The sequence below is a fragment of the Pseudomonas sp. PB3P13 genome (genome assembly GCF_054897735.1).
In genome coordinates this window covers 4,701,322-4,725,771 of sequence record NZ_CM142702.1, presented here as the reverse complement: position 1 = coordinate 4,725,771, position 24,450 = coordinate 4,701,322, and the positions used below count along the sequence as shown (strand labels likewise).

Below are 24,450 nucleotides of genomic sequence, written 5' to 3'. Positions count from 1 at the left end.
GCGCCTGCTCCAATTAGCTGGCGACGATATTGACCAGTTTCCCGGGCACTACGATCACTTTACGAATGGTCAGGCCGTCGACAAAACGCAGCACGTTCTCGTTGGCCCGTGCGGCGGCGTCGACTTCTTCGCGGCTGGCACTGGCCGGCATCTCGATGTGCCCGCGCAGCTTGCCGTTCACCTGGATGACAAGCTGCAGGGTGTCCTGCACCAGGGCGCTTTCGTCCAGCACCGGCCAGCCCGCATCGATCACCGGGTCACTGTGGCCCAGTTGCTTCCACAGCTCGTGACTGATGTGCGGCGTAATCGGTGCCAGCAGCAAGACCACGCTTTCCAGACCTTCGTGAATCAGTGCGCGATCCTGCCCGGTGCTTTGCGGGGCTTTTTCCAGCACGTTCATCAGCGTCATCACCTGGGCAATGGCGGTGTTGAATTTGTGGTTCTGGCCGACGTCGTGGCTGGCCTGCTTGATCGCCTGGTGAATCGAACGTCGAACGGCTTTCTGCTCATCGTTCAGGCTAGCGAGGTCGAGTTTACCCGGCAGACCCTGAGTGACGTGGGCCTGGGCCAGACGCCAGACGCGTTTGAGGAAACGGTGCGAGCCTTCCACGCCGGAGTCGGACCATTCCGCACTCATGTCGGGTGGCGATGCGAACATCATGAACAGTCGGCAAGTGTCTGCGCCGAACTGATCAATCATCGACTGTGGGTCAACGCCGTTGTTCTTCGACTTGGCCATTTTCTCGGTGCCACCGATCTCCACCGGCAAGCCGTCGGCGATCAATCTGGCGCTGATGACCTTGGCCTTGCTGTCGCGCTCTAGCTCGACGTCCGCCGGGTTGAACCATGTGTAAGCACCGTTGGCTTCCCGACGGTAATAAGTTTCGGCGATCACCATGCCTTGGGTCAGCAGGTTCTTGAACGGTTCGTTTGAACTCACCAGACCTTCGTCGCGCATCAGCTTGTGAAAGAAGCGCGCGTAGAGCAGGTGAAGAATCGCGTGCTCGATGCCGCCGATGTACTGATCGACCGGCAGCCAATGGTCGGCCGCGGATTTTTCCACCAGGCCGCCTTCATGGTGCGGCGAGGCGTAGCGGGCGTAGTACCACGAAGACTCGACGAAGGTGTCCATGGTGTCGGTTTCACGCTTGGCCGGCGCGCCGCATTTCGGGCACTGGCACTCGTAGAATTCAGGCATGCGCGCCAGTGGCGAACCGGCGCCGTCCGGCACCACGTCTTCGGGCAGAACGACGGGCAACTGGTCTTCCGGAACCGGCACATCACCGCAGGATTGGCAGTGAATGATCGGGATCGGGCAGCCCCAATAGCGCTGACGGCTGATGCCCCAGTCGCGCAAGCGGAACTGAGTGCGCGAAGCACCGAGGTTTTTCCTGATCAGCGCGACTTCCATGGCGTCGAACGCACCGGCGAAATCGAGACCGTCGAACTCGCCGGAATTGATCAGCGTGCCGTGTTCGCCATACGCGTCCTGCCACGGAGCCGGATTGCTGTCACCGGAACGGGTGCGCACCACGGACTTGATCGGCAGGTTGTACTTGGTCGCAAATTCGAAATCGCGTTCGTCGTGCGCCGGCACCGCCATCACCGCGCCGTCGCCGTAATGCATCAGCACGTAGTTGGCGACCCACACCGGCAGCTTCTCGCCGGTCAACGGGTGCTCGACGAACAGCGAAGTCGGCAGGCCTTTTTTCTCTTGAGTGGCGACGTCGGCTTCAGCAACGCTGCCGCCCTTGCATTCAGCGATGAACGCTTGCAGCTCGGGATTGTTTTGCGCTGCCAGGGTGGCGAGCGGGTGTTCGGCGGCCACGGCAACGTAAGTCGCGCCCATCAGGGTGTCCGGACGGGTGGTGAAGACTTTCAGCGTGCCGCTTTCGCCGATGGAATCGACGTTGTACGGGAACTGCACTTCCATGCCGCGGGATTTGCCGATCCAGTTGCGCTGCATGGTCTTGACCTGTTCAGGCCAGCCAGTCAGTTCATCCAGGCTCTCCAGCAGTTCATCCGCGTAAGCGGTGATCTTGAAGTAGTACATCGGGATTTCGCGCTTTTCGATCAGCGCGCCGGAACGCCAGCCGCGGCCGTCGATCACTTGCTCGTTGGCCAGAACGGTCTGGTCGACCGGGTCCCAGTTCACGGTGCCGCTTTTCTTGTAGATCACGCCTTTTTCGAACAGGCGGGTGAACAGCCATTGTTCCCAGCGGTAGTAATCGGGCTTGCAGGTGGTCACTTCGCGGGACCAGTCCACCGCCAGGCCCAGGCTGCGCAGCTGGGTTTTCATGTAGGCGATGTTTTCGTAGGTCCATTTGGCGGGCGCTACGTTGTTCTTCATCGCGGCGTTTTCCGCCGGCATGCCGAAGGCGTCCCAACCCATGGGTTGCAGAACGTTCTTGCCCAGCATGCGCTGATAGCGCGAGATCACGTCGCCGATGGTGTAGTTGCGCACGTGCCCCATGTGTAGCTTGCCGCTGGGGTAAGGGAACATCGACAGGCAGTAGAAGGTTTCCTTGCCTGGCTGTTCACTGACTTCAAAGGACTTTTGCTCGTCCCAGAACGACTGGGCGGCGGCTTCGATTTCACGGGGCTGATATTGTTCGTGCATGGCTACTTTTGAACTGAATAGGGGTGGCCTAATCCTCTTCAATGCGACGCTTGAGGCTGATCACGCCAAATCGGCGTTTCGCTGCCCAGGCGAGCTGGAAGTGGAGTTACAGGAAGCGCCGTAGCATACATGACCGCGCTCCACGGAGGGAAACCCTGATTAGCGCCGCAGGTCCCTGGAAATCTGCCGCGGGGGCCGTTGGTCGCGGCACTCAGCCGGTTTGTTGATGGAGGCTAAGCTCTAAATGGGGAGCAAGACTTATCTTCAATGAGGTGAGGGATGGTTGAGTCACAGCGAAAAGTTTCAAAACCGGAGCTGTACGAAAGACTGATTGATCGTTTGGGCATGGCCCTGGACGCGGCCAAAACGGCTGGGCGCCTGCGTGATGAACGCCCCCTGGAGCTGGAATTGCGTGGTTTGAGCGCTGCAGAGTTTGAACTGGTCAGGGCTTATCTCGACCGCAGCGAACGTGAGACACAGGGATGCTTGTCGCAAGCCTTGAAGCAACTCGACGCACCACGTTCGGCCAAGATCATCTGGCTCAAGGACAAGCAGTCTGGCAGGGACGCGGTGAAGGGCCGGTCCGTGCCATTCAGGCAAGGGCTTCTGAAACCATAATCATGGTTTTATTCAGCACAGTTGCTGCACATCTGTTGTCGCCTTGCATCAAACCCACTTAGGCTTCGGGCATCTTCTGGAGATGCTCGATGCCTTTTCGTTATTTCGTTAAACACCTGCTGATGCCGCCCGGCATTTTATTGTTGCTGCTGGCACTGGCGTGGTGGTTTCGCCGGTCCAGGCCCCGTCTTGCCGGTGTCTGCTTTGCGCTGGGGCTGGGCGGCTTCTGGGTGATGAGCCTGCCAATTGCGGTGGAATGGGGCGCCAAAGCGCTTGAACGTGATCCGCCATTGAGTCGCGATGAATGGGCGACTCTGGCGCAGCGTGCCGACGCGATCATCGTGCTCGGCTCTGGCCGAGAACGTGGCGACCCCGCCTGGGGCAGCGATCAGCCCACCGACGTGGCGCTGGATCGCGAGCGCTATGCCGCGCGCCTCGCCAAGGCGTCCGGTTTGCCGATCCTCACCACGGGTGGTCTGCACTACGGCACACCGCCAAGCGAAGCGCGTTTAATGGCGGATTCGTTACGTGAGGATTTCGGCGTAACGGTACGCTGGCAGGAAGAGCGCAGCCGCACCACATGGGAAAACGCGCAGTTCAGTGCCGAGATGTTATTGCCGCAAGGCATTAAACGCGTGGTGGTGGTGACGCAGGCGTGGCACATGTCCCGCTCGGTCTGGAGTTTCCAGCAGGCAGGGTTCGAAGTAGTGCCGGCGCCGATGGGCTTTTTAAGCGTGAGCAATGCCGAGCCGTTGGGGGGCTGGATGCCTGACGCCAAATCGGTACGGCGCAGTGGGCAGTTGATCAATGAAGCGGTCGGACAGCTCGGGTATTGGTTGTTCTACCGGTGAATATCAAAAGACGCACCTGAAATCTAAACGGTCTTCGCCATCCGGTTAGCCACCAGCGCCCAGCCAAACAGCAACACGCAGACAACAATCAATGGCCACGAACGCCACTGAAGGTACGGTGTGAGGTTGTGCATCGGCACCACCTCCCCGTAAAGAATGCCGCGTTCGAATTGCGGGATCTGCGCGGTAATCTGCCCGAACGGGTTGATCAGGCCGGTCACGCCGTTGTTGGTGGCGCGAATCATCCAGCGTCCGGCCTCAAGCGCTCGCATCTGTGCCATCTGCAAATGTTGCAGCGGTCCGATGGAGGTGCCGAACCAGGTGTCATTGCTGATGGTCAGCAACAGATCGCTGCGAGCGGCGAGGCTGGCGGCAAATTCCGGGTACACCACTTCGTAGCAGATGAACGGCGCAATCTGATAGCCCTTGGCTTGCAACATCGGCTGATTTGCAGGGCCGCGAGCGAAGTCCGACATCGGCAGATCGAAGAAGGCGATCAGGCCGCGCAACACGTCCTGCAGCGGCACGTATTCGCCGAACGGCACCAGTTTCTGCTTGAGGTAAGTGCCTTCGCCTTCACCGGTGACCGTGATGCCATTGAAGAAACGCTTCTGATGGTTCAGCTCCTGACGGATCGGAACGCCGGTAATCAGTGCGCTGTTACGCTCTGCGGCGAAGTTTCCCATCATGTTCAGGTAGCCCTCGGCGGACTCTTTGAGCACTGGCACGGCGGTTTCCGGCCAGATCAGCAGATCGACGCGTTTGGAGCTGAAACTCATGTCGCGATACAGCGCCAGCTGCGCGTTGAGCTGCGCCGGGTCCCACTTCATGCTTTGTTCGATATTGCCCTGAATGGCCGCAACACTCAGGGGGTCACCCGACGGGCTGGTCCAGGCGTGTTCCTTGAGCGCGATACCGGCGACCCAAGGGCCGGCCAGCAACAATACGCCCGCCGCAATGAAGCCTTTGCGAGCTGTACGCACCAGCCGTGAACCGTTGAAGATCAGCGCAGCCGTCAATGCCAGTGTAAAAGAAATCAGCCACATGCCGCCCACCGGCGCGAGTCCTGTCAGCGGGCCGTCAAGCTGGCTATAACCGGAATAAAGCCACGGGAAACCGGTCAGGAACCAGCCGCGAAAGGCTTCCTGACCCACCCACAACGCAGCAAACGCCAGCGCATCGGCCAGCGGCGCTTCATTGCGGCGCAACCAGCGCGCCCATATCCACGCGGGCAGCGCGAAGAACCAGGCAATCGCGGCAGTGAACAGCAACATCAGGAAACCGGCCAGCAACACCGAGGCGCCGCCGAAGTTATGAATGCTGTAGTAAATCCAGCTGGTCCCGGCACCGAACAGGCCGAACCCGAAACACCAGCCACGGCCCAGGGCCTGACGAGGATTCAGCTCGCGCAAACCGGCATAGAACAAGCCGACCGCGAGCAATGCCAGCGGCCAGATATCGAACGGCGCGAGCGCCAGGGTGGTGATTGCACCGGCCGCCACGGCCAGCAGATTACCGGGCCAGCCGGGGCGGGTTATCCAGCGCATTTCTTTCCTTGGTTTTTTATCGAGCGATCGGCGTCAGGCGCAGCAAGTGGATCCGACGGCTGTCGGCGTTCAGGATGCGGAAGCGATACGGGCCGATTTCAGTGATTTCGTTGCGCTTTGGCAAGTGCCCGAACGCGCTCATCACCAGACCGCCGACCGTGTCGAATTCGTCGTTGGAGAACTCGCTGTCGAAGAACTCGTTGAAGTTTTCGATCGGCGTGAGCGCTTTTACGAGGAAGTCGCCGCTGGGCAGTGGTTTGATGTAGCTGTCTTCTTCGACGTCATGCTCGTCTTCGATATCGCCGACGATCTGTTCCAATACATCTTCGATCGTCACCAGGCCGGCCACGCCGCCGTATTCGTCGATGACGATGGCCATGTGGTTGTGGTTGGCGCGAAATTCGCGCAACAGCACATTCAGACGCTTCGATTCGGGCACGAAAGTGGCCGGTCGCAGCAAATCCTTGATGTTGAAGCTGTCGCCGTTTTCCTTGAGGATCAGCGGCAGCAGATCCTTGGCCAGCAAGACGCCCATCACGTCATCGTGGCTTTCGCCGATGACCGGGTAACGCGAGTGAGCCGAGTCGACCACGGCCGGAAGGAATTCGCGGGGAGTCTGGGTCGCCTTGATGCTGATCATCTGCGAACGCGGGACCATGATGTCCCGAACCTGCAGGTCGGCAACCTGAATGGCGCCCTCGACAATGGCCAGCGCTTCGCTGTCCAACAGTTTGTTCCGGTGTGCATCGCGCAGCAGCTCCAGCAGCTCCTGACGGTTTTTCGGCTCGTGGGCAAACGCCTGGGTGAGTTTACCCAGCCATGACTTTTGCCCGCTGCTCGATCGATCTTCGCTCATAGCGATTACTCTGAATCCTTTGTTGTAACGATAGGGGATGTGTCAGTTTCGTCGTCCGCATACGGGTCGGGGTAGCCCAACTCCGCTAGCAACGATTGTTCCAGCGCTTCCATCTCTTCGGCTTCGTCGTCATCCATATGGTCGTAACCGAGCAGATGCAAACAGCCGTGAATCACCAGATGAGCCCAATGCGCCTTCGACTCCTTGCGCTGCTCGGCCGCTTCGCGCTCGACCACCGCCACGCAGATCACCAGATCGCCCAGCAGTGGAATGTCGAGAAACTCATCAGGCACGTCAGCAGGGAACGACAGGACGTTGGTGGCGTAATCTTTCTGTCGCCAGGTGTGATTCAGCTCCCGGGCTTCAGCTTCATCGACCAGACGAATGGTCATCTCGGAGTCGGCAGTACGTTGGCGCAGCGCGAGTTCGCACCATTGGCGAAACTCGGCTTCACTTGGCACAGCTGCTTCACTCGCCAGTTGCAGATCAAGCTCAAGCATCGCGGCGGCTGTCCTTGGGCGCTGGCTCGGCCTCGCGATTTTCGAAGCGCTCATAAGCTTCGACAATGCGCTGCACCAGTGGGTGGCGCACCACGTCTTTGGGCTGGAAATGCGTGAAACTGATGCCCGGCACGTCTTTCAGCACTTCAATCACATGGTGCAGGCCGGACTTGGTGCCTTTCGGCAAGTCGACCTGAGTGATGTCACCGGTGATCACCGCAGTAGAGCCGAAGCCGATACGGGTCAGAAACATTTTCATCTGCTCGACAGTGGTGTTCTGGCTTTCGTCGAGAATGATGAAGCTGTTGTTCAGTGTGCGACCGCGCATATACGCCAGCGGAGCCACTTCAATCACCTGGCGCTCGATCAGCTTGGCCACGTGTTCGAAGCCGAGCATTTCGTACAGTGCGTCGTAGAGCGGGCGCAGGTACGGGTCGATTTTCTGCGACAGGTCGCCGGGCAGGAAACCGAGCTTTTCGCCCGCTTCAACCGCCGGGCGCACCAGCAGAATACGGCGGATCTGCTCACGCTCCAGCGCATCGACGGCGCAGGCAACGGCCAGATACGTCTTGCCGGTGCCGGCCGGGCCGATGCCGAAGTTGATGTCGTTACCGAGCACCTCCTTGACGTAGCGCAGCTGATTCAAGCCGCGAGGGCGAATCATGCCTTTTTTGGTGCGCAGGGCGACTGAGGGCTCGGAGGGAGACACGTTGTCCAGCTCTTCAACGGTCGATTCCTGCAGGAACAGGTGGACCATATCCGGCGACAGCTCGGTACCTTTGGTTTCCCGGTACAGGCGGCGCAGAAGGTTTTCCGCGGAGGTGGTGTGTTTGGGATCGCCGATCAGCTCGAACTGGTTTCCGCGGTTGCGGATCTCGATGGTCAGGCGCTGTTCGATCAAGCGCAGATGCTCGTCGAATTGCCCGCACAGATTGGCGAAGCGGCGAGCTTCAAAAGGCTCGAGGATGAAACGATGTGGTTCTATGGGTGCGTTCAAGGTCGTATTTAGCCGCCCTGGGGCAATTAAGATGAATCAAGGATAACGCCAGTGAGGCGGGTGCGAAAGCTCTTAATAAGAGGCCGGGATTGGTGATTGCCTGTGGCGAGGGGGCTTGCCCCCGTCCGGCTGCGAAGCTGTCGTAAAAATGCAGGACCGCTTCACGGTCCAGCGGGGGCGAGCCCCCTCGCCACAAAGGCCCGCACCCACAGGATTATCGGTGTTACTGGATCAGCGAACCCCGCAGCGAGTGCGGTTGCGCGGCATCGATGTGCACGTCGGCGAACTGGCCGATCAGGGTCGGATTGTCGCAACGGAAGTTGACGATGCGGTTATTCTCGGTCCGACCCTGCAGTTCGCCAGGGTCCTTTTTCGAGTAATCGGTCACCAGAATCCGCTGAACGGAGCCGACCATTTGTCGGCTGATTTCAAAACCTTGCTGATTGAGCCGATGTTGCAGCGCGTTAAGGCGCTGTTTCTTCAGTTCCTCCGGCGTCTCGTCCGCCAGATCGGCCGCCGGCGTGCCAGGGCGCTGGCTGTAGACGAAGGAATAAGAGAAGTCGAAACCGACGTCCTCGATCAACTTCATGGTCTGTTCGAAATCTTTCTCGGTCTCGCCCGGGAAACCGACGATAAAGTCCGAACTGATGCAGATGCCCGGCACGGCCGCACGCAGTTTGCGCAGTTTGGATTTGTATTCCAGCGCGGTGTGGTTGCGCTTCATCGCCGACAGAATGCGGTCCGAACCCGACTGCACCGGCAAGTGCAGGTGTTTGACCAGTTCCGGTACGTCGGCATGGGCCTGGATCAGGCTGTCGGAGAACTCCAGCGGGTGCGACGTGGTGTAGCGAATGCGATCAATCCCGTCAACGGCAGCCACCACGCGAATCAGCTCGGCGAGATCGGCCAGACGACCGTCATGTGTCGCGCCGCGGTAGCCGTTGACGTTCTGCCCCAGCAGCGTGACTTCGCGTACGCCGTTTTCGGCCAGGTGAATGATTTCGGCAATCACGTCGTCGAACGGCCGGCTGACTTCTTCGCCGCGGGTGTAGGGCACCACGCAGAATGTGCAGTACTTGCTGCAGCCTTCCATGACGGACACGTAGGCACTGGGGCCGTCGATGCGCGGCTCCGGCAAATGGTCGAATTTTTCGATTTCCGGGAATGACACGTCGACTTGCGGCAGTTTGGTTGCGCGGGCGACGTCGATCATTTCCGGTAGGCGATGCAAGGTTTGTGGGCCGAACACCACGTCGACATACGGGGCGCGATCGCGAATGGCCGCGCCTTCCTGACTGGCCACGCAACCGCCGACGGCAATCACCATGTCCGGATTGGCCAGTTTCAGTTCGCGCCAGCGACCGAGCTGCGAGTACACCCGATCCTGGGCGCGCTCGCGGATGGAGCAGGTATTGAGCAGGATCACGTCGGCGTCTTCAGCGCGAGCAGTGACTTCCAGGGCCTGATGTTCACCCAGCAGATCGACCATGCGCGAGCTGTCGTACTCGTTCATCTGGCAACCGTGGGTTTCGATGTAAAGCTTCTTGGCCATGGATACAGTCATCACGTGAGTCAAAGAACCGCGCATTATAGGGAACATGGTCCAAGGTTCCTACCGCTGTGCGTCCGGTGGCTATGCTATAGTTCGCGCCCTCATTTTTATCCCCCGATGTGTTGCTCGCCCGCCATGACCAAACGTGAAGCTCCAATCTATAAGGTGATTTTCCTCAACCAGGGCCAGGTGTACGAAATGTATGCCAAGCAGATCTATCAAAGCGATCTGTGGGGTTTTCTGGAAGTGGAAGAATTCGTCTTTGGCGAGCGCACGCAAGTGGTCGTCGACCCCAGCGAAGAGAAGCTCAAGGCGCAGTTCGAAGGCGTAGTGCGCAGCTTTGTGCCGATGCATTCGATTGTGCGCATCGATGAAGTCGAGCGTCTGGGCACACCGAAGATCAGCGAAGCCCGCGGCGCGGTCGGCAATGTGATGCCGTTTCCGATGCCGATGCCTGAGAAGTAAGCGCGAGTTGAGCCAGGAAAAAGGATTTGCGGTGATGGGATTCTGTGGCGAGGGGGCTTGCCTGAGGTGAGAGAGCTTGCCTGTGGCGAGGGGGCTTGCCCCCGTTGGGCTGCGAAGCGGCCCTAAATCATCCACTGCTATCTCCGAGGCAAACCGCATTGCTGATATTACGACTGCTTCGCAGCCGAACGGGGGCAAGCCCCCTCGCCACAATGCTTCTCACCCCCTGACTTAAGGGGCGGTGTTCAGATCAGGGCAGTGGCGCAAATGGCGTACGCCCGTCGGCGCTTTGCAATTCCATCAGGTATTTACGAAAGATCTGCCCCAGCACTTGAGTCGCGACCTCAAGCTCTTCTCTTGGCATTTTTTCGGCGACTTCGTCCGCCGTATCCAGCGCATCTTCCGCGCCATTCACCGCCGCCATCTTCAGCACGATATAGGCCTGAACATTATTGGCCGGTACGCCTTCACCGTGGAAAAACATGCTGCCGAGTTTGAACTGCGCCTGGGCATGGCCCTGCAGCGAAGCTTTTTCGAAGTAGGCCAAAGCCTGATTGAGGTCGCGCGGCGAGTTTTTGCCGTCGTAGTAGAACTCACCCAACTCGTATTGCGCTTGCGCATCCCCTTCATCCGATGCTTTCTGGCAGGCAGCGAGTGCCTGTGCCAGATCTTGCGGCTGAGTATTGAGGGTGCAGCGACCCATCGCCGGGATTAACAACGAGTTGCCGCCTGCCTGTGCGAGCGCGAGCAGTGGCTGAAGGAGCAACAGGCAGCCCAATGCAAGGGTGCGGCCGGTGCGGTTCATGGGAATCGACTTACCTCTGAAGGGCGCGCGGACCCAACAAGGGGGATCCAATAAGCGCGCATTATGAAATAAGCAGGGCCATCCTTACAAAGTCTTTACTCGTTTTTCTGCTGCGTGGGGAATATATCGCCCACTTAGCGGGCAATTATTGGCAGAAGAGCGAGAGTAAGGGCGCGCATGTAGGTTAATGCTGACGCCAGCAATGGCCAACGTCAGCGGCGATGCGTTTATTTCAATGCAGCGAAGGCGCGTTCGGCGGCGTCCAGTGTCAGTTTCAATTCGGTCTCACCATGGGCAATCGAAGTGAAGCCCGCTTCGAATGCGCTAGGTGCAAGGTACACGCCACCTTCGAGCATCAAGTGGAAGAAGCGTTTGAACAGGTTGGCGTCGCTGTCCATCACGTCATCGAAGGTCACGATGTCGTCTGCCCCGCTGAAGTACAAGCCGAACATGCCGCCCGCCTGGGTCGTCACGAACGGAATGCCGGCCGCATCGGCGCGTTGCTGCAGGCCGTCGAGCAGGCGGCTGGTGTAGTCGCTCAGTTCGTCGTGGAAACCTGGACGGCTAATCAGGCGCAGGGTGGTCAGGCCGGCGGCCATTGCCAGCGGGTTGCCCGACAGGGTGCCGGCCTGATAGACCGGGCCGAGTGGCGCGATGTGCGACATGATTTCGCGTTTGCCGCCAAAGCAACCGACTGGCATGCCGCCGCCGATAATCTTGCCGAACGTGCTCAGGTCCGGCGTGACACCGTAGTGCGCCTGAGCGCCACCCAACGCCACGCGGAAACCGGTCATCACTTCGTCGAAAATCAACACGACGCCGTGCTTGTCGCAGAGGCTGCGCAAGCCTTCGAGGAAACCCGGTGCCGGCGGCACGCAATTCATGTTGCCGGCCACCGGCTCGACGATGATGCACGCCACTTCCCCGCCGACGTCGGCGAGCATGGTTTCAACCGCATCGATGTCGTTGAAGGGCAGAGTCAGGGTGTGTCTGGCGAATGCCGCGGGCACACCGGCGGAGCTTGGCACGCCTTGGGTCAGTGCGCCGGAACCGGCCTTGACCAGCAGGCTGTCGGAGTGACCGTGATAGCAGCCTTCGAATTTGATGATGCTGTCGCGACCGGTGAAACCACGGGCCAGACGGATCGCGCTCATAGTCGCTTCGGTGCCGGAGCTGACCATGCGCACCATTTCCATCGACGGCACGATCGAGCAGACGAGGTCCGCCATTTGGGTTTCCATCTCGGTCGGCGCGCCGTACGACAGACCATGCTCAAGCTGTTTGCGCACCGCTTCGAGCACTTCGGGATGGCTGTGGCCGAGAATCATCGGTCCCCACGAACCTACGTAATCGACATAACGCTTGTCATCTTCGTCAGTGACGTAGGCGCCTTCTGCGTGCTTGAAAAACAGCGGGGTGCCGCCGACGCTTTTGAACGCGCGAACAGGCGAGTTCACGCCACCGGGAATGTGTTTCTGGGCATTGGCAAACAACGTTTCGGAACGGGACATGATCGGGCTCTCAGATCAGATTTTGAACAATTCGTTAAAGGCGCGGGCGCGGCGGGTGACTTCAGCCGTGCTGTCGGCGCCGAACAGACCGTGGACGACCGCGAGCAGATCGACCCCGTGGGCCACCAGCGGCGCTGCGTTGTCGAGGGTGATGCCGCCAATCGCGCAGATCGGCAAGTGCAATTTGCTGCGGGCCTGGTCAAGCAGGTCGAGACTGCAGGTGGGCGCGCCGGGTTTGGTGCTGGAATTGAAGAAGCGACCGAACGCGACATAACTGGCGCCTTCCCTGGCCGCCTGCTCGGCGAGTTCGAGTTGCGCGTGGCAGGTCGAACCAATGATCGCCTGGCGACCGAGCAGCGCGCGGGCCGGCGTCAGCGGGCCATCGGTCTGGCCCAGGTGCACGCCGACGTTCAGGCGGGCAGCGAGTTCGGCGTCATCATTGATGATCAAGCGGGTCTTGTAGCGCTCGCACAGATTGCGCAGCGCTTCGGCCTCGCGCAGACGTCGGGCTTCGTCGCTGCTTTTGTCGCGGTATTGCAGCAGCGTAACGCCGCCGTCCAGCGCCGCCTCCACGTACGAAAGAAATTTACCGGCCAGTAACTGGCTGTCGGTAATGGCGTACAGGCCACGTAGTTTCATCGGACCAGCCTCTGCGCTTTACGCACAAAAAGTTACGAACAGAAATCCAGCGGCAAGCGGCGGGGGACGAATTGACCTTTGCCCAGTTGCTCTGCATCACGCAGGGTTCGCCACGTGTAGTTAAGCGCGGACTGCACGGCACTGACCAGGTTTTCACCCTGTGCCAGACGACCGGCCAGCGCACTCGCCAGCGTGCAGCCGGAACCGTGATAACTGCCGGGCAGGCGTTGGCAGATAAAGGTCTGGCGGCCACCGTCGCGGCTGTACAGGCGGTTGTGGATCTCGGCTTCATCACCATGACCGCCGGTGATCAGCAGGTGTTTGACGTAGGGCAGAAGTTTTTCCGCGCACTCGTCCGCGGTGCCTTGCGGCAACTCGGCGAGAATGCGCGCTTCGGGAAGGTTAGGGGTGGCAATGATGGCCAGGGGCAGCAGGCGTTCGCGCATGGCGTAACCAACTTCGTCCTTGCCCAGTCTCCCGCCACCGCCGGCACGCAACACCGGGTCACAGACCATCGGCAGATGCGGGTGCGCCGACAGCAGCTCGACTACGGTGTCGACCATTTCCAGCGAACCGAGCATGCCCAGTTTGACTGCCGCGACTTCAGAGTCGTTGAGCACGGCATGGGCTTGAGCCAGCACCCACTCACGGTCCAGGACGCGGAAATCAGTGACATTCACCGTGTCTTGCACGGTCAGGGCAGTGACGGCCGGAGCCGCATGACAACCCTGAGCGAGCAGGGCTTCGATATCTGCCTGCAAGCCGGCGCCGCCACTGGGGTCGTGGCCGGCGAGACAGAGGACAACAGGGCGAGAGCTGTAGATATTCATGGTGCGCGAGCTTACCACCAGTCGCCTGGCGAGTCATGGCGTCGAATGTGCCGGGAACAGGCGGCGCCAGCGGCTACAGAACGGCTCGCAGTGGCCGATACAATTTCAGATCTGTGTGCGAGTAATTGACTGGAAAGCCCGTCCTAGAGCCTTTGTGGGAAAAATTTCAATGGTGCTCAATGGCCAGCAGCGGCTATGCTTGGAGTGGATCCAAATCAATAACAGGTCACGCCGGTTTATGTCTGCTCAAAGGGAATGAGGGGCTTTTTGAGATCACCGGACAGGCCACGCTGGGGCTTCAATGCGCTATTTGCTGATATTGCTGTTTTGTTTGCCCGTCATGGCGAGCGCAGTCGAATTCGATGAATTCACCCAGCGCCTTCCCTTGGGCAAATCCCTGCAAGTGTTCGAAGACGTCGAAGGTCAGGCGACGCTTGACGACGTGCGCGCGCAAGCCGCTGCCGGCCACTTCAAACCGCACGACAAGGACACGCTCAACGCTGGCTATTCACGCTCGGCGTTCTGGTTGAAAATCGATTTGCGTTACCGCCCCGTCAGCCCTGGCACGCATCGAACCTGGTTGCTGGAACTGGCCTATCCGCCCCTCGATCACCTTGATGTGTACGTGCCTGATGCGGCCGGCGGCTACCGATTGGCCGGCCGGACCGGCGACGCCTTGCCGTTTGCCAGCCGCGAAATCCGTCAGAACAATTTTCTGTTCGACCTGGACTTCACGCCCGATCAAACGCAAACGCTGTTCCTGCGCCTGCAAAGCCAGGGCTCGATTCAGGCGCCGGTGACGTTGTGGTCGAGTACCGCGTTCCTCGAAGAACAGCCGCTACGGCTGTACGTGTTGGGCCTGATTTACGGCGTGTTGTTGGGGATGCTGGTCTACAACCTGTTCATTTACCTGAGCGTGCGCGACACCAGCTACCTCTATTACATTTTCTACATCGCCTCGTTTGGCCTGTACCAATTGTCGGTCAATGGCGCAGCGGTGCAGTATTTCTGGCCAGACAATCCGTGGTGGGCCAACGCAGCTACGCCATTCTTCATCGGCTGTGCAGGCTTGTTCGGCAGCCAGTTCGCCCGCAGTTTCCTGCAGACGGCCACTTACAGTCGCTGGCTCGACCGCTTGCTGCTGGCACTGATTGCGTCCGGTGCGCTGGTGGTTGGATTGTCGCTGATGACCAGTTATGCCCTGGCTCTGCGAATGGCCACGGCGCTGGCGCTGGTCTTCACCGTGGTGATTTTCGCCGCCGGCATTTTCGTCTGGTCGCGCGGCTTGCGGGTGGCGAGGTATTTCATCATCGCCTGGTCGGCGTTTTTGCTCGGTGGCATCGCCAACACGCTGATGGTGCTGGGCTACCTGCCGAATGTGTTCCTGACCATGTATTCCAGCCAGATCGGCTCGGCCATTGAGGTGGCCTTGCTGTCCCTGGCCTTGGCTGATCGCATCAACGCCATGCGTGAGCAACAGGCGCGGACGCTGGTCGATGCCGGTCAGAAACTCGAAGCGCTCAATCTGCAATTGGCGCACAGCAACCGGTTGAAGGACGATTTTCTCGCGACCCTGACCCATGAACTGCGCACGCCCATGAATGGTGTCATCGGTTCGCTGGAGTTGATGCAGACCGTCGAGATGAACCCTGAACTCGAGCAGTATCAGCAGACGGCCGCCGGTTCGGCGCGGGACATGATGCGCTTGGTCAACGGCATCCTGACCCTGACCGAATTGCAGGCCGGCAATCTCACCGTGTCGAAGTCGACGTTCAGCCTGCGCAGCGTTATCGATGCATTGCGCATGCAGTTCGAAGGCAATGCGTCGAGCAAAGGCCTCGGCTTCAAAGTCGAGATCACACCGGGGCTACCGGATCGCATGCACGGTGACAGCGCCAGGCTCGCGCAAAGCCTGGAATGCCTGCTGGATAACGCGATCAAGTTCACCCGGGTTGGAGGAGTCGCGTTGCGAGTCACCGGCAACCCGGTGGAGGCCGGCCGGTGGGCGTTGTCGTTTGCCGTGGTCGACACCGGCATCGGCTTCACCGACCTGGGCGAGGCGAACCTGTATCAACGCTTCTTCCAGCTGGACGGTTCAATGACCCGTGAACACGGTGGGCTGGGCGTTGGCCTGGCGATTTGTCGACAACTGGTGGACCTGCTCGGCGGGCAGATGACGCACCGCTCCGAACCCGGCAGCGGCAGTCACTTCCAGCTCGATATGGCGTTTGAACTGCCGGTGGTTGAACGCCCGTCGGTGCCAGCGGTAAACCGCGAAGTGCCACGACTGCGTCAACCGCAGGAGTGCACGGTGTTGCTGGTGGACGACAGCAACATTAATCAATTGGTGATGCGCGGGATGCTGCTCAAGCTGGGGTTTCGCGTGCGCACGGCAGACAATGCACACACCGCGATTGATCATTTGCAGCGCGAAACCTTCGATGCCGTGCTGCTCGATTGCCAGTTGCCGCCGCACAACGGGTCGTCGCTCTGCTGTCAGATCCGGGCGTTGCCGGGGTGCGCCGATTTGCCGATATTCGTGGTCGCCGCCAGCACGGATCGCGAGCGGTGTGCTGCCGGTGACTTGATCGACTATCTGAGCAAACCGGTGAAATTCGAAGATTTGCAGGCGGGTTTGCACCGACGAGTGCTCGGTCCGAAACAAGGCGAAAGCGCCGACATTTAGGCAGGTATGACACTTTGTTCAGCTGGGGGGCGGTGCTTAACTGAAATCCCTTGGTCGACCAGAGGATCCCGTCATGAACCTGCATCAGTTCGCCGAAACCCACGACGTCAGCAACCAGCCGCCGTCGCTGGATGGCACTAACCTGTACCGTATCGACTTGCCTTTGCAAGAGTGGTCACGGCGGTTTGGCGCTGGCTGGGCCGAGTCGCAGATCGACGCTTACGGTGCGTTGGCCGGTGGGCCTCTGATGGAAGCGGGGTTTTTGGCCAATCAGAACAAACCGGTGTTCAGCAGCCATGACCGCTACGGTCATCGCATTGATCTGGTGGAATTCCACCCGGCCTGGCACCAGTTGATGCGCACTGCCGTCGAACACGGTCTGACCTCGCTGCCCTGGGCGCATCCGCAATCGGGTGCGCATGTCGCTCGCGCCTCGATGACCTATTTGCACAGTCAGGCGGAAGCCGGCAGCGGCTGTCCGTTGACCATGACCTTCGCCAGTGTTCCGGCGATGCGTTTGCAGCCCGATCTGGCCGAGCAGTGGCTGCCGAAAATCCTCGCGACCGATTACGACCCGCGCAACGTCGGCATGGCGCACAAGGCCGGCGTGACTATCGGCATGGCGATGACCGAAAAGCAGGGTGGCACCGACGTGCGGGCCAACACCACCAAGGCCTATCCGGTAGGCGCCAGCGGGCCGGGCCAGGCGTATGAACTGGTCGGCCACAAGTGGTTCTGTTCGGCGCCGATGTGCGATGCGTTCCTGACGCTGGCGCAGACCGACAAAGGCCTCACCTGTTTCCTGCTGCCGCGGCATCGGCCGGACGACACGCGTAATCAGTTCTACATCCAGCGTTTGAAAAACAAACTCGGCAATTGCTCCAACGCGTCCAGCGAAGTCGAGTTTCGCGGGGCGCTGGCGTGGATGGTCGGCGAAGAGGGGCGCGGGGTTGCGACCATTATCGAAATGGTCGCCATGACCCGCTTCGATTGCATGGTCGGCTCCAGCGCGCTGATGCGTCAGGCGCTCACCCAGGCCAGTCATCACTGCGCCCATCGCAACGTCGGCGGCAAGCTGCTGAGCGATCAGCCGTTGATGCAGAACGTGCTCGCCGATCTGGCGCTGGAAAGCGAAGCGGCGTTGGCGCTCAGCCTGCGCATGGGGCGGGCGCTGGATCATCTGAATGACGCCCATGAAGCGAAATTCGCTCGTCTGGTGACCGCGGTGGGCAAGTACTGGATCTGCAAACGTGCGCCCGCGATGATCAACGAAGCGGCCGAATGCATGGGCGGCGCGGGTTACGTGGAAGACAGCATTTTGCCGCGGCTGTACCGCGAGGCGCCGGTCAATTCGACCTGGGAAGGGTCGGGGAATGTGCAGTGCCTGGACGTCCTGCGCGCCTTGTCGAAAGAGCCGGGCGTGCTGGATGTGTTGTTCGACGAATTGGGCGACGGGCATGGCGACAGGCGCCTGGCCGCGCATATCGACCAATTGCACGCGGCGTTCAAGGACACCGGCGACATTCAGTATCGCGCGCGCCAATTGACCGAGGATATTGCGTTGGGGCTGCAGGCCAAATTGTTGCTGGACGCGGGAAATTCAGCGGTCAGCGATGCGTTCATCGCCAGTCGCCTCGGCTCGGGCGGGCGTGTGTACGGCGCGTTGCCGCGAGGGCTGGACGTGGAAGCGATCGTCGCCCGCTCAACCCCGCAAGGGTTCTGACCCCACACAAATCCCTTGCAGGAGTGAGCCTGCTCGCGATAGCGGCATATCAGTCGAAATCACGTCGTTTGATACACCGTCATCGCGAGCAGGCTCACTCCTACAAGGTTCTGTGCAGTTGCCAACATGCCACTGTTCCCGTGAAGCGCTGTTGCAGGCAAGATGAAGCTCTGCAAGTCAGAACACAGGATGCTGATCGTGACCGAAGCTTTTATTGTCGTTCAAACCGCCGAGCAAGCCGTGGACCGGCTTGCGATCTTGCACGAGCGTGCAACCACTGCGCTGAATCAGGCGCTCAAACGTTACCTCAAGGATCGCATCGAACCGGACGCGGAACAGCGTGCGATGTTTCGTTATCCTGAACTGCGGCTCACCTACCATTGCCAGGGCGAAGTCCCGCAAACCACTCGCGCCTACGCCAAGGTTCAGTTGCCGGGCACTTACAGCGTCACCGTGACCCACCCGGCGGCCTTTCGCAAATACCTGCTGGAGCAACTCGTGCCTTTGATGCACGACTTCACCGTGACCGTCGAAGTCGGCGTCAGCCAGCAAAACATTCCTTATCCGTACGTGGTCGAGCAGGGCGATGAGCTGGCCGGCTCCGGCGTCACCGCGGCCGTGCTGGCGCGGGTGTTCCCGAGCACCGACCTTTCCGCCGCCACCGATGGCATCGCCGATGGCCTGTACGATTGGGAGAACACCGATCCGCTGCCGCTGGCCTTGTTCGATGCGGCCCGGGTGGATTTTTCCCTGCGCCGGCTGGTGCATTACACCGGCAGCGACTGGCGTCATGTGCAGCCGTGGATTCTGCTGACCAACTACCACCGCTACGTCGACCAGTTCATCGTGCACGGGCTGGAGCAATTGCGCACCGATCCGCGTTTTGTGCGCATGGTGTTGCCGGGCAATGTGATCATTGAAAAGAGCATGGATCACGGCGAGGCGTCGGCGATTGCGGCGGGCGTGGTCTGGCATCGTTATCAGATGCCGGCCTATCACCTGATCGCCGAAGACGGCCATGGCGTGACGCTGGTCAACATCGGCGTCGGTCCTTCCAACGCCAAAAACATCACCGACCATCTGGCCGTGCTGCGTCCGCATTGCTGGCTGATGATCGGGCACTGCGGCGGCTTGCGTCAGTCGCAGACCATCGGCGATTACGTACTGGCGCACGCCTACATGCGCCGCGACGGGATTCTCGACCGGGTCGTACCGCCGAACATTCCAATCCCGGCCCTGGCCGAAGTGCAGATGGCCTTGCAGCAAGCGGCGGCCAGCGTCACTGGCGAGAAGGGCGACGAGCTGAAGAAACGCCTGCGCACCGGTACCGTTTTGACCTATGACGACCGTAACTGGGAACTGCGCTGGGCGCAGGAACGGCCACTGATCAACCTGTCCCGCGCCGTCGCCGTGGACATGGAGAGCGGCACCATCGCCGCGCAGGGTTATCGGTTGCGGGTACCGTATGGCACGCTGCTGTGCGTTTCCGACAAGCCGTTGCACAGCGAAATCAAGTTGCCGGGTTCGGCCAACGCGTTCTATGAACGTGCAGTCAACCAGCACTTGAAGATCGGCATCCTGGCGGTAGACCTGTTGCGCACCGAGCTCAACTCGCTGCATTCGCGCAAACTGCGCAGCTTCGACGAGCCGCCGTTCCGCTGATTCGCGATGGTCATTTGACGGTCAGAGCACTAGCATTGGCAGCCCTGACCGTTAGATGCTGCGTCCCCCATGTCTCGTCCCCCACGTCCTGTTTCCCGCCGCCCCGGTGTGAAACCATCGCCATCCTCTTCGGCCCCGCGCCGCGTCGCCAAAGCGCCGCCGGCCGAGCCGAAACTGATCCTGTTCAATAAACCCTTCGATGTGCTGACGCAATTCAGCGATGGCGAAGGGCGGGCAACGCTCAAGGATTACATCGATATTGCGGGAATCTACCCGGCCGGGCGCCTGGACCGTGACAGCGAAGGCTTGCTGCTGCTCACCAATGACGGCCAGTTGCAGGCGCGTATCGCCGACCCGAAACACAAACTGGCCAAGACGTATTGGGTGCAGGTGGAGGGCGAGCCGACAGCCGAGCAGTTGCAGCATTTGCGCGAGGGCGTCGAGCTGAATGACGGCATGACGTTGCCTGCCGAGGCGCGGCAGCTGGAGGAGCCCCAGCTATGGCCGCGCAACCCGCCGGTGCGTTTTCGCAAAAGTGTGCCGACGAGTTGGCTTGAGCTGGTGATTCGCGAGGGCCGCAATCGCCAGGTTCGGCGCATGACGGCGGCAGTGGGCCTGCCTACGTTGCGTTTGGTGCGGGTCAGAATTGGTGACTGGACGCTCGAGGGGCTCGACCAGGGCCAGTGGAAGGAAGTGCCGGCGCGCTTATAAAGTGCCGGTTTCGATCATGCCGATCACTACGCTTTTGATCACGAATGCTGCCACGCCCAGGCCCAGCACGAAGAACAGGATGAACGAACCAAAGCGCCCTGCCTTGGATTTTTTCGCCAGATCCCAGACGATGAAACACATGAAAATGATCAGGATGCTGACCAGTCCGGTCATCATCCACTCTTCGAAAACTGCAGGATCCATCGGGCATCTCCAGCGCGGGCAGGGCTAAGGGCGGGGCGAGTATACGGCACGGAGGGTGGGGCGAGGATCGAGCTGCGGCAGTGTGTCGCAGCTATCGGTCTGAAGGCGTACTGTGGCGAGGGGGCTTGCCCCCGTTGGGCGGCGCAGCCGCCTTTGAGGTTTTTACCCGATACACCGCGTGATCTGGTTTACGACCGCTGCGCGCTCGAACGGGGCAAACCCCCTCGCCACAATCAGCTACGCAGATGCGTCAACGGCAGCTCCGTGCTGTTCAACACCTGATTCAACACAAAACTCGACCGCACGCTGGTCACCCCCTCGATCCGGGTCAGGTGCCCCAGCAGCAGCTTCTGATAGTGGTCCATGTCCGGCACGACCACCTTCAGTTGATAATCCGCGTCCATCCCGGTGACCAGACTGCATTCCAGCACCTGCGGCAAGGTGCGAATCGCCGCTTCGAAGTTTTCGAAACGCTCCGGCGTATGCCGATCCATGCCGATCAATACGTAAGCCGTCAGGCTCAACCCCAGCATTTTGCGGTCCAGCAGGGCCACCTGGCGGGTGATATAGCCGTCATCTTCCAGTTGCTTGACCCGTCGCGAGCAGGGTGAGGGCGACAGGCCGATGCGTTCGGCGAGTTCCTGGTTGGAGATGCGGGCGTCGCGCTGCAATTCCGCCAAAATGCTCAGGTCGTATCGGTCGAGTTTGCTCATCAGTCAGGCCTTTCTCATATCTATTGCGGCGGATTATCTATCCAGGGTTAAAAATTGCGCAAGTGATGTTTATTTCAGCAATCTTCGCAATCCTCTGTCGCCGCCGCGAGACTATTCTTATCACCAGAATCACTGCTCGGACAAACAGTCCACAGCGGCTCGCCCAATCAGGCCAGTCGCGGTCGCCACCCCCACCGGGATGTGCCGGCCCCCGAGCTGCACACTGTCCACAAGACGGCGTGAGGTGAGCCGACGTCAAAAGCGTCGAGCACGGACGAAGTTTTCAAAGGGAGGCCGACGGGTCTCCCTTTTCTTTTGCGCGCAATTTGGCGCTTGCCCTCAATAAATAAACCGCGCGACTGATAACCTGTGGCAGAACCGGTCATTGTTTTGTCCAGTCTCAAGTACAGGCCCTAAACCCGCAGTGAGGAAAAGCATGAAGTCGCGCATCTGGCAGTTGGCCGGTGTTGGTTTGCTGTGCATCAGTGTGACGGCGCACTCGCTGGCTGACGAGCCGCAGGGCCGTGGCCCCGACGGTGGACAGCGCGGTGATGGCCGTCAGGGTAATCAGGGCCCTGGCGGCAACAATCAGCCGCGTCCGCAGGGCAACGAGATCATCCGCGGCGACAACAGCCGGCAGTTCGAACAGAACGGTCAGCCGCGCAATGGCGGTCAATGGCAAAACCATCAGCCGGGCACGGGCTATCAAGGGCAGGACAACCCGCCGAGGGATTTCAACAACCCCGTCCGGCCGCCGCCTCCGCCGCCGCAAGTGCCGGCCAATAGTCTGCCGATTCAGCCCCGGCCCGACGCCGTGAACCAGACCCGGGAGCCGCAACAGGGTTATTACCAGGATATTCCGCGGCGTTACGACAACACCAATCAGCATTGGCAAAATAACGGTCCACGTCCCGACGACCACCGCTGGAACGGACGCCCGAACGGCCACGGTAATGGCTGGGGGCCGGGGCCGCAGTATCGGCCGGGGCATGTGATCGACCGTTTCCCGGACCGCGATTACCGCGTGCCTTACCGTGGTCAGGATTATTTCTACTCGGGCGGCTATTGGTACCGTCCGCTCGGCCCGCGCTACGTCGTGGTGCAACCGCCGCGCGGAATACGCGTCAGCTACATGCCTGATTACGCGCGTGAAGTATGGGTTGGCGGCACATTGTTGTTCCTGGCTGCAGGTTCGTACTATGCCTACCAGCAAAACACTCAGGATTACGTCGTCGTCGAACCGCCTGTCCAGCCGCAACCGCCATCGGCCAGTAATGGCTTCGATGTGGTGGCCTATCCTGCCAACGGCCAGTCGGCGGAGCGGGTCAAACAGGACGGTTTCGAGTGTTCTCAATACGCGGTTCAACAGAGTGGCTTTGATCCACGAACCGCCACTTATCAACCGGCCCCGTCGGTGGTGCAAACTTATCGGCAGGCTCAAGGCGATTGTCTGCGTAGCCGTGGGTATCGGATGGAGTAGAGGCAGCTTCAAGCTTCAAGCTTCAAGCTTCAAGCGGCAAGCAGTGAGTTCAGCCTCTCGGCGTGCGGCTTATAGCTTGCGACTTGACGCTGCGTTAGCCGGATCAGCGTGCACCAGCACTTCAGCCCGCGGATAGGCGGCGTGGATCGCGTCGGCGGCTTGATCGCTGATGCGGTGCGCGACCGACAGCGTCAGCTCGCCCGGTAATTCCAGGTGTAACTGCACGAACCACTGATTACCGGAAACTCGCGTGCGCAGATCATGCGCGCCCAGTACGCCCGGAACGCTGCAGGCGAGTTCGAGCATGTGCTGGCTGACATCCACCGGCAGCTCTTCGTCCATCAGCACGGTAAAACTTTCCCGTGCGATCTGAATGGCGCTCCAGAGTATGTAAACGGCAATCGCCAGACCAAACCAGGCGTCGACTTGATGCCAGCCAAACCCGGCCAATATCAGCGCGATCAGGATGCTGCCATTGAGCAGCATGTCCGAGCGGTAATGCAACGAGTCGGCGCGCACCGCGTTCGATCCGGTTGCCTTGACCACCCGATGCTGCAACATCAGCAGCGCCAGGGTCAGCGCCAGCGAAAACACAATCACGCCGATGCTGAGCCACGGCGCGCCGACCGGTTCCGGATGTTGCAACCGGTCAAACGCCTGCAACGCAATCAACACCGCACTGCCACCGATAAACAACGCCTGAGCCATGCCCGCCAGCGATTCGGCCTTGCCGTGCCCGTAGCGATGATCGTCATCGGCGGGACGCAAGGCGTAATGCACCGCCAGCAGATTGAGCAGCGACGTGACGCCATCGAGCGCCGAGTCGGTCAGCCCGGCGAGCATGCTCACCGAACCGCTCAGCCACCAGGCGACGGCTTTGGCGACGATCAACAGGCACGCCACCGCCACCGAGGCCCGGGTCGCAAGCCTCAGCAGGCGAGCGTGTTCGGCGCTGGAAATCATCGACGCGGTAATTCCCACAAAGTCAGGTTCACGCCGCTGGACGCAGGCCGAACATGGCCAGCTGCTGGGCGCTGCCCTTGTGCTGAATCAGGCGTGGATCGTCCAGCGGGAAACTGCGGCCCAGCTCGGTTTCAAGAATGGTCTGCAGTTTGTGGTTATCGACCTTGCCGTCGGCGCCGATGGCTTCCTGAAGTTTTTCCGGCGCCACTTGAGCCGTCTCGCCGGGCGCGTAATAAATCGCGCCGGTGGCGAAGTCCACGGCAAACGCGATCAGGCCGGGGACGATATAAAACAACAGGCCGACGGCGTCGAGCACGGCGATTGCCGGATCAATCTTGCCGTCAATCTGGCCCCGGCGGTCCGGGTAGAAAATCGAGCCGCACGCGGTGATCTGGGTCAGCAACGTCGCGACCAACACACCGCCGATCAAACGAAAGGGAACACGCATGGGAAATCTCCTGAGTAGTCTTGAAACGAGTAGGCGTCTGTATGAATTAGGACCGTGATAAACACCGCG

General features: G+C 60.3%; 22 protein-coding genes. 8 read left to right on the top strand and 14 right to left on the bottom strand.

Annotation, left to right across the window (positions count from 1 at the left end; translation table 11 throughout):
- Positions 1-13: 13 nt before the first annotated feature.
- Complete coding sequence (gene leuS / locus ACYZT1_RS21785) at positions 14-2,620, bottom strand: leucine--tRNA ligase (RefSeq protein ID WP_462016663.1); 2,607 nt, start codon at positions 2,618-2,620, stop codon at positions 14-16.
- A gap of 279 nt (positions 2,621-2,899) precedes the next feature.
- Between leuS and ACYZT1_RS21780 the strand changes: the two genes are divergently transcribed.
- Both ACYZT1_RS21780 and ACYZT1_RS21775 read left to right on the top strand, forming a co-directional pair.
- The gene (locus ACYZT1_RS21780; RefSeq protein WP_462016662.1) at positions 2,900-3,238 is read left to right on the top strand and encodes a hypothetical protein; all 339 of its coding nucleotides are present in this window, start codon (positions 2,900-2,902) and stop codon (positions 3,236-3,238) included.
- 89 nt (positions 3,239-3,327) lie between these two features.
- Entirely contained in the window at positions 3,328-4,089 is a 762-nt protein-coding gene (locus ACYZT1_RS21775) for a YdcF family protein (RefSeq protein WP_462016661.1), read from the top strand.
- A gap of 23 nt (positions 4,090-4,112) precedes the next feature.
- Here ACYZT1_RS21775 and lnt read toward each other — a convergent pair whose 3' ends face one another.
- From lnt to miaB, 5 genes are all read right to left on the bottom strand, one after another.
- The gene (lnt, locus tag ACYZT1_RS21770) at positions 4,113-5,636 is read right to left on the bottom strand and encodes an apolipoprotein N-acyltransferase (RefSeq protein ID WP_462016660.1); all 1,524 of its coding nucleotides are present in this window, start codon (positions 5,634-5,636) and stop codon (positions 4,113-4,115) included.
- 16 nt (positions 5,637-5,652) lie between these two features.
- The gene (locus ACYZT1_RS21765; RefSeq protein ID WP_462016659.1) at positions 5,653-6,492 is read right to left on the bottom strand and encodes an HlyC/CorC family transporter; all 840 of its coding nucleotides are present in this window, start codon (positions 6,490-6,492) and stop codon (positions 5,653-5,655) included.
- Positions 6,493-6,497: 5 nt separating this feature from the next.
- The gene (gene ybeY, locus ACYZT1_RS21760; RefSeq protein WP_462016658.1) at positions 6,498-6,992 is read right to left on the bottom strand and encodes an rRNA maturation RNase YbeY; all 495 of its coding nucleotides are present in this window, start codon (positions 6,990-6,992) and stop codon (positions 6,498-6,500) included.
- Positions 6,985-7,989: a PhoH family protein gene (locus ACYZT1_RS21755; RefSeq protein ID WP_462016657.1), complete on the bottom strand. Its 1,005-nt coding sequence runs from the start codon at positions 7,987-7,989 to the stop codon at positions 6,985-6,987. The genes ybeY and ACYZT1_RS21755 overlap by 8 nt, the downstream gene beginning before the upstream one ends.
- Before the next feature lie 223 nt (positions 7,990-8,212).
- Entirely contained in the window at positions 8,213-9,541 is a 1,329-nt protein-coding gene (miaB, locus tag ACYZT1_RS21750; protein ID WP_462016656.1) for a tRNA (N6-isopentenyl adenosine(37)-C2)-methylthiotransferase MiaB, read from the bottom strand.
- 135 nt (positions 9,542-9,676) lie between these two features.
- On the opposite strand from miaB, the gene ACYZT1_RS21745 reads away from it, so the two are divergent.
- Complete coding sequence (locus ACYZT1_RS21745; protein WP_007894425.1) at positions 9,677-10,006, top strand: DUF1820 family protein; 330 nt, start codon at positions 9,677-9,679, stop codon at positions 10,004-10,006.
- 250 nt (positions 10,007-10,256) lie between these two features.
- Here the strand turns inward: ACYZT1_RS21745 and ACYZT1_RS21740 are convergent, their stop codons facing one another.
- The 4 genes from ACYZT1_RS21740 to ACYZT1_RS21725 all read right to left on the bottom strand — a co-directional run bounded on the left by ACYZT1_RS21740 (position 10,257) and on the right by ACYZT1_RS21725 (position 13,791).
- Positions 10,257-10,811, bottom strand: a complete 555-nt coding sequence (locus ACYZT1_RS21740) for a tetratricopeptide repeat protein (protein WP_462016655.1) — start codon at positions 10,809-10,811, stop codon at positions 10,257-10,259.
- A gap of 227 nt (positions 10,812-11,038) precedes the next feature.
- A complete protein-coding gene (gene hemL / locus ACYZT1_RS21735) occupies positions 11,039-12,322 on the bottom strand; it encodes a glutamate-1-semialdehyde 2,1-aminomutase (protein WP_462016654.1) in 1,284 nt (427 codons plus the stop codon).
- Between the two features lie 15 nt (positions 12,323-12,337).
- Positions 12,338-12,961 carry a thiamine phosphate synthase gene (gene thiE, locus ACYZT1_RS21730; RefSeq protein WP_462016653.1) on the bottom strand — a complete coding sequence of 208 codons (624 nt, stop codon included), beginning with the start codon at positions 12,959-12,961 and terminating at the stop codon, positions 12,338-12,340.
- A gap of 32 nt (positions 12,962-12,993) precedes the next feature.
- Positions 12,994-13,791: a hydroxymethylpyrimidine/phosphomethylpyrimidine kinase gene (locus tag ACYZT1_RS21725; RefSeq protein ID WP_462016652.1), complete on the bottom strand. Its 798-nt coding sequence runs from the start codon at positions 13,789-13,791 to the stop codon at positions 12,994-12,996.
- Positions 13,792-14,092: 301 nt separating this feature from the next.
- Here ACYZT1_RS21725 and ACYZT1_RS21720 point away from each other — a divergent pair, with 301 nt between their 5' ends.
- The 4 genes from ACYZT1_RS21720 (at position 14,093) to ACYZT1_RS21705 (ending at position 20,573) form a co-directional block, all read left to right on the top strand.
- Positions 14,093-16,477, top strand: coding sequence for a 7TM diverse intracellular signaling domain-containing protein (locus ACYZT1_RS21720; protein WP_462016651.1), 2,385 nt, complete (start codon positions 14,093-14,095; stop codon positions 16,475-16,477).
- 73 nt (positions 16,478-16,550) lie between these two features.
- The gene (locus tag ACYZT1_RS21715) at positions 16,551-18,200 is read left to right on the top strand and encodes an acyl-CoA dehydrogenase family protein (protein WP_462016650.1); all 1,650 of its coding nucleotides are present in this window, start codon (positions 16,551-16,553) and stop codon (positions 18,198-18,200) included.
- 162 nt (positions 18,201-18,362) lie between these two features.
- A complete protein-coding gene (gene amn, locus ACYZT1_RS21710; RefSeq protein ID WP_462016649.1) occupies positions 18,363-19,862 on the top strand; it encodes an AMP nucleosidase in 1,500 nt (499 codons plus the stop codon).
- Positions 19,863-19,931: 69 nt separating this feature from the next.
- A complete protein-coding gene (locus tag ACYZT1_RS21705) occupies positions 19,932-20,573 on the top strand; it encodes a pseudouridine synthase (protein ID WP_462016648.1) in 642 nt (213 codons plus the stop codon).
- Here the strand turns inward: ACYZT1_RS21705 and ACYZT1_RS21700 are convergent.
- Together ACYZT1_RS21700 and ACYZT1_RS21695 are read right to left on the bottom strand one after the other, a co-directional pair.
- On the bottom strand, positions 20,568-20,777 hold the full coding sequence (locus ACYZT1_RS21700; RefSeq protein WP_462016647.1) for a DUF2788 domain-containing protein: 210 nt from the start codon (positions 20,775-20,777) through the stop codon (positions 20,568-20,570). The genes ACYZT1_RS21705 and ACYZT1_RS21700 overlap by 6 nt on opposite strands.
- Positions 20,778-21,010: 233 nt before the next feature.
- Positions 21,011-21,490 carry an Lrp/AsnC family transcriptional regulator gene (locus ACYZT1_RS21695; protein WP_007894448.1) on the bottom strand — a complete coding sequence of 160 codons (480 nt, stop codon included), beginning with the start codon at positions 21,488-21,490 and terminating at the stop codon, positions 21,011-21,013.
- Between the two features lie 436 nt (positions 21,491-21,926).
- On the opposite strand from ACYZT1_RS21695, the gene ACYZT1_RS21690 reads away from it, so the two are divergent.
- Positions 21,927-22,970, top strand: a complete 1,044-nt coding sequence (locus tag ACYZT1_RS21690; protein WP_462016646.1) for a DUF6515 family protein — start codon at positions 21,927-21,929, stop codon at positions 22,968-22,970.
- 69 nt (positions 22,971-23,039) lie between these two features.
- Here the strand turns inward: ACYZT1_RS21690 and ACYZT1_RS21685 are convergent, their stop codons facing one another.
- Positions 23,040-23,933, bottom strand: coding sequence for a cation diffusion facilitator family transporter (locus tag ACYZT1_RS21685; RefSeq protein WP_462016645.1), 894 nt, complete (start codon positions 23,931-23,933; stop codon positions 23,040-23,042).
- 28 nt (positions 23,934-23,961) lie between these two features.
- Positions 23,962-24,381 carry a polyribonucleotide nucleotidyltransferase gene (locus tag ACYZT1_RS21680; RefSeq protein ID WP_462016644.1) on the bottom strand — a complete coding sequence of 140 codons (420 nt, stop codon included), beginning with the start codon at positions 24,379-24,381 and terminating at the stop codon, positions 23,962-23,964.
- Between the last annotated feature and the right edge of the window lie 69 nt (positions 24,382-24,450).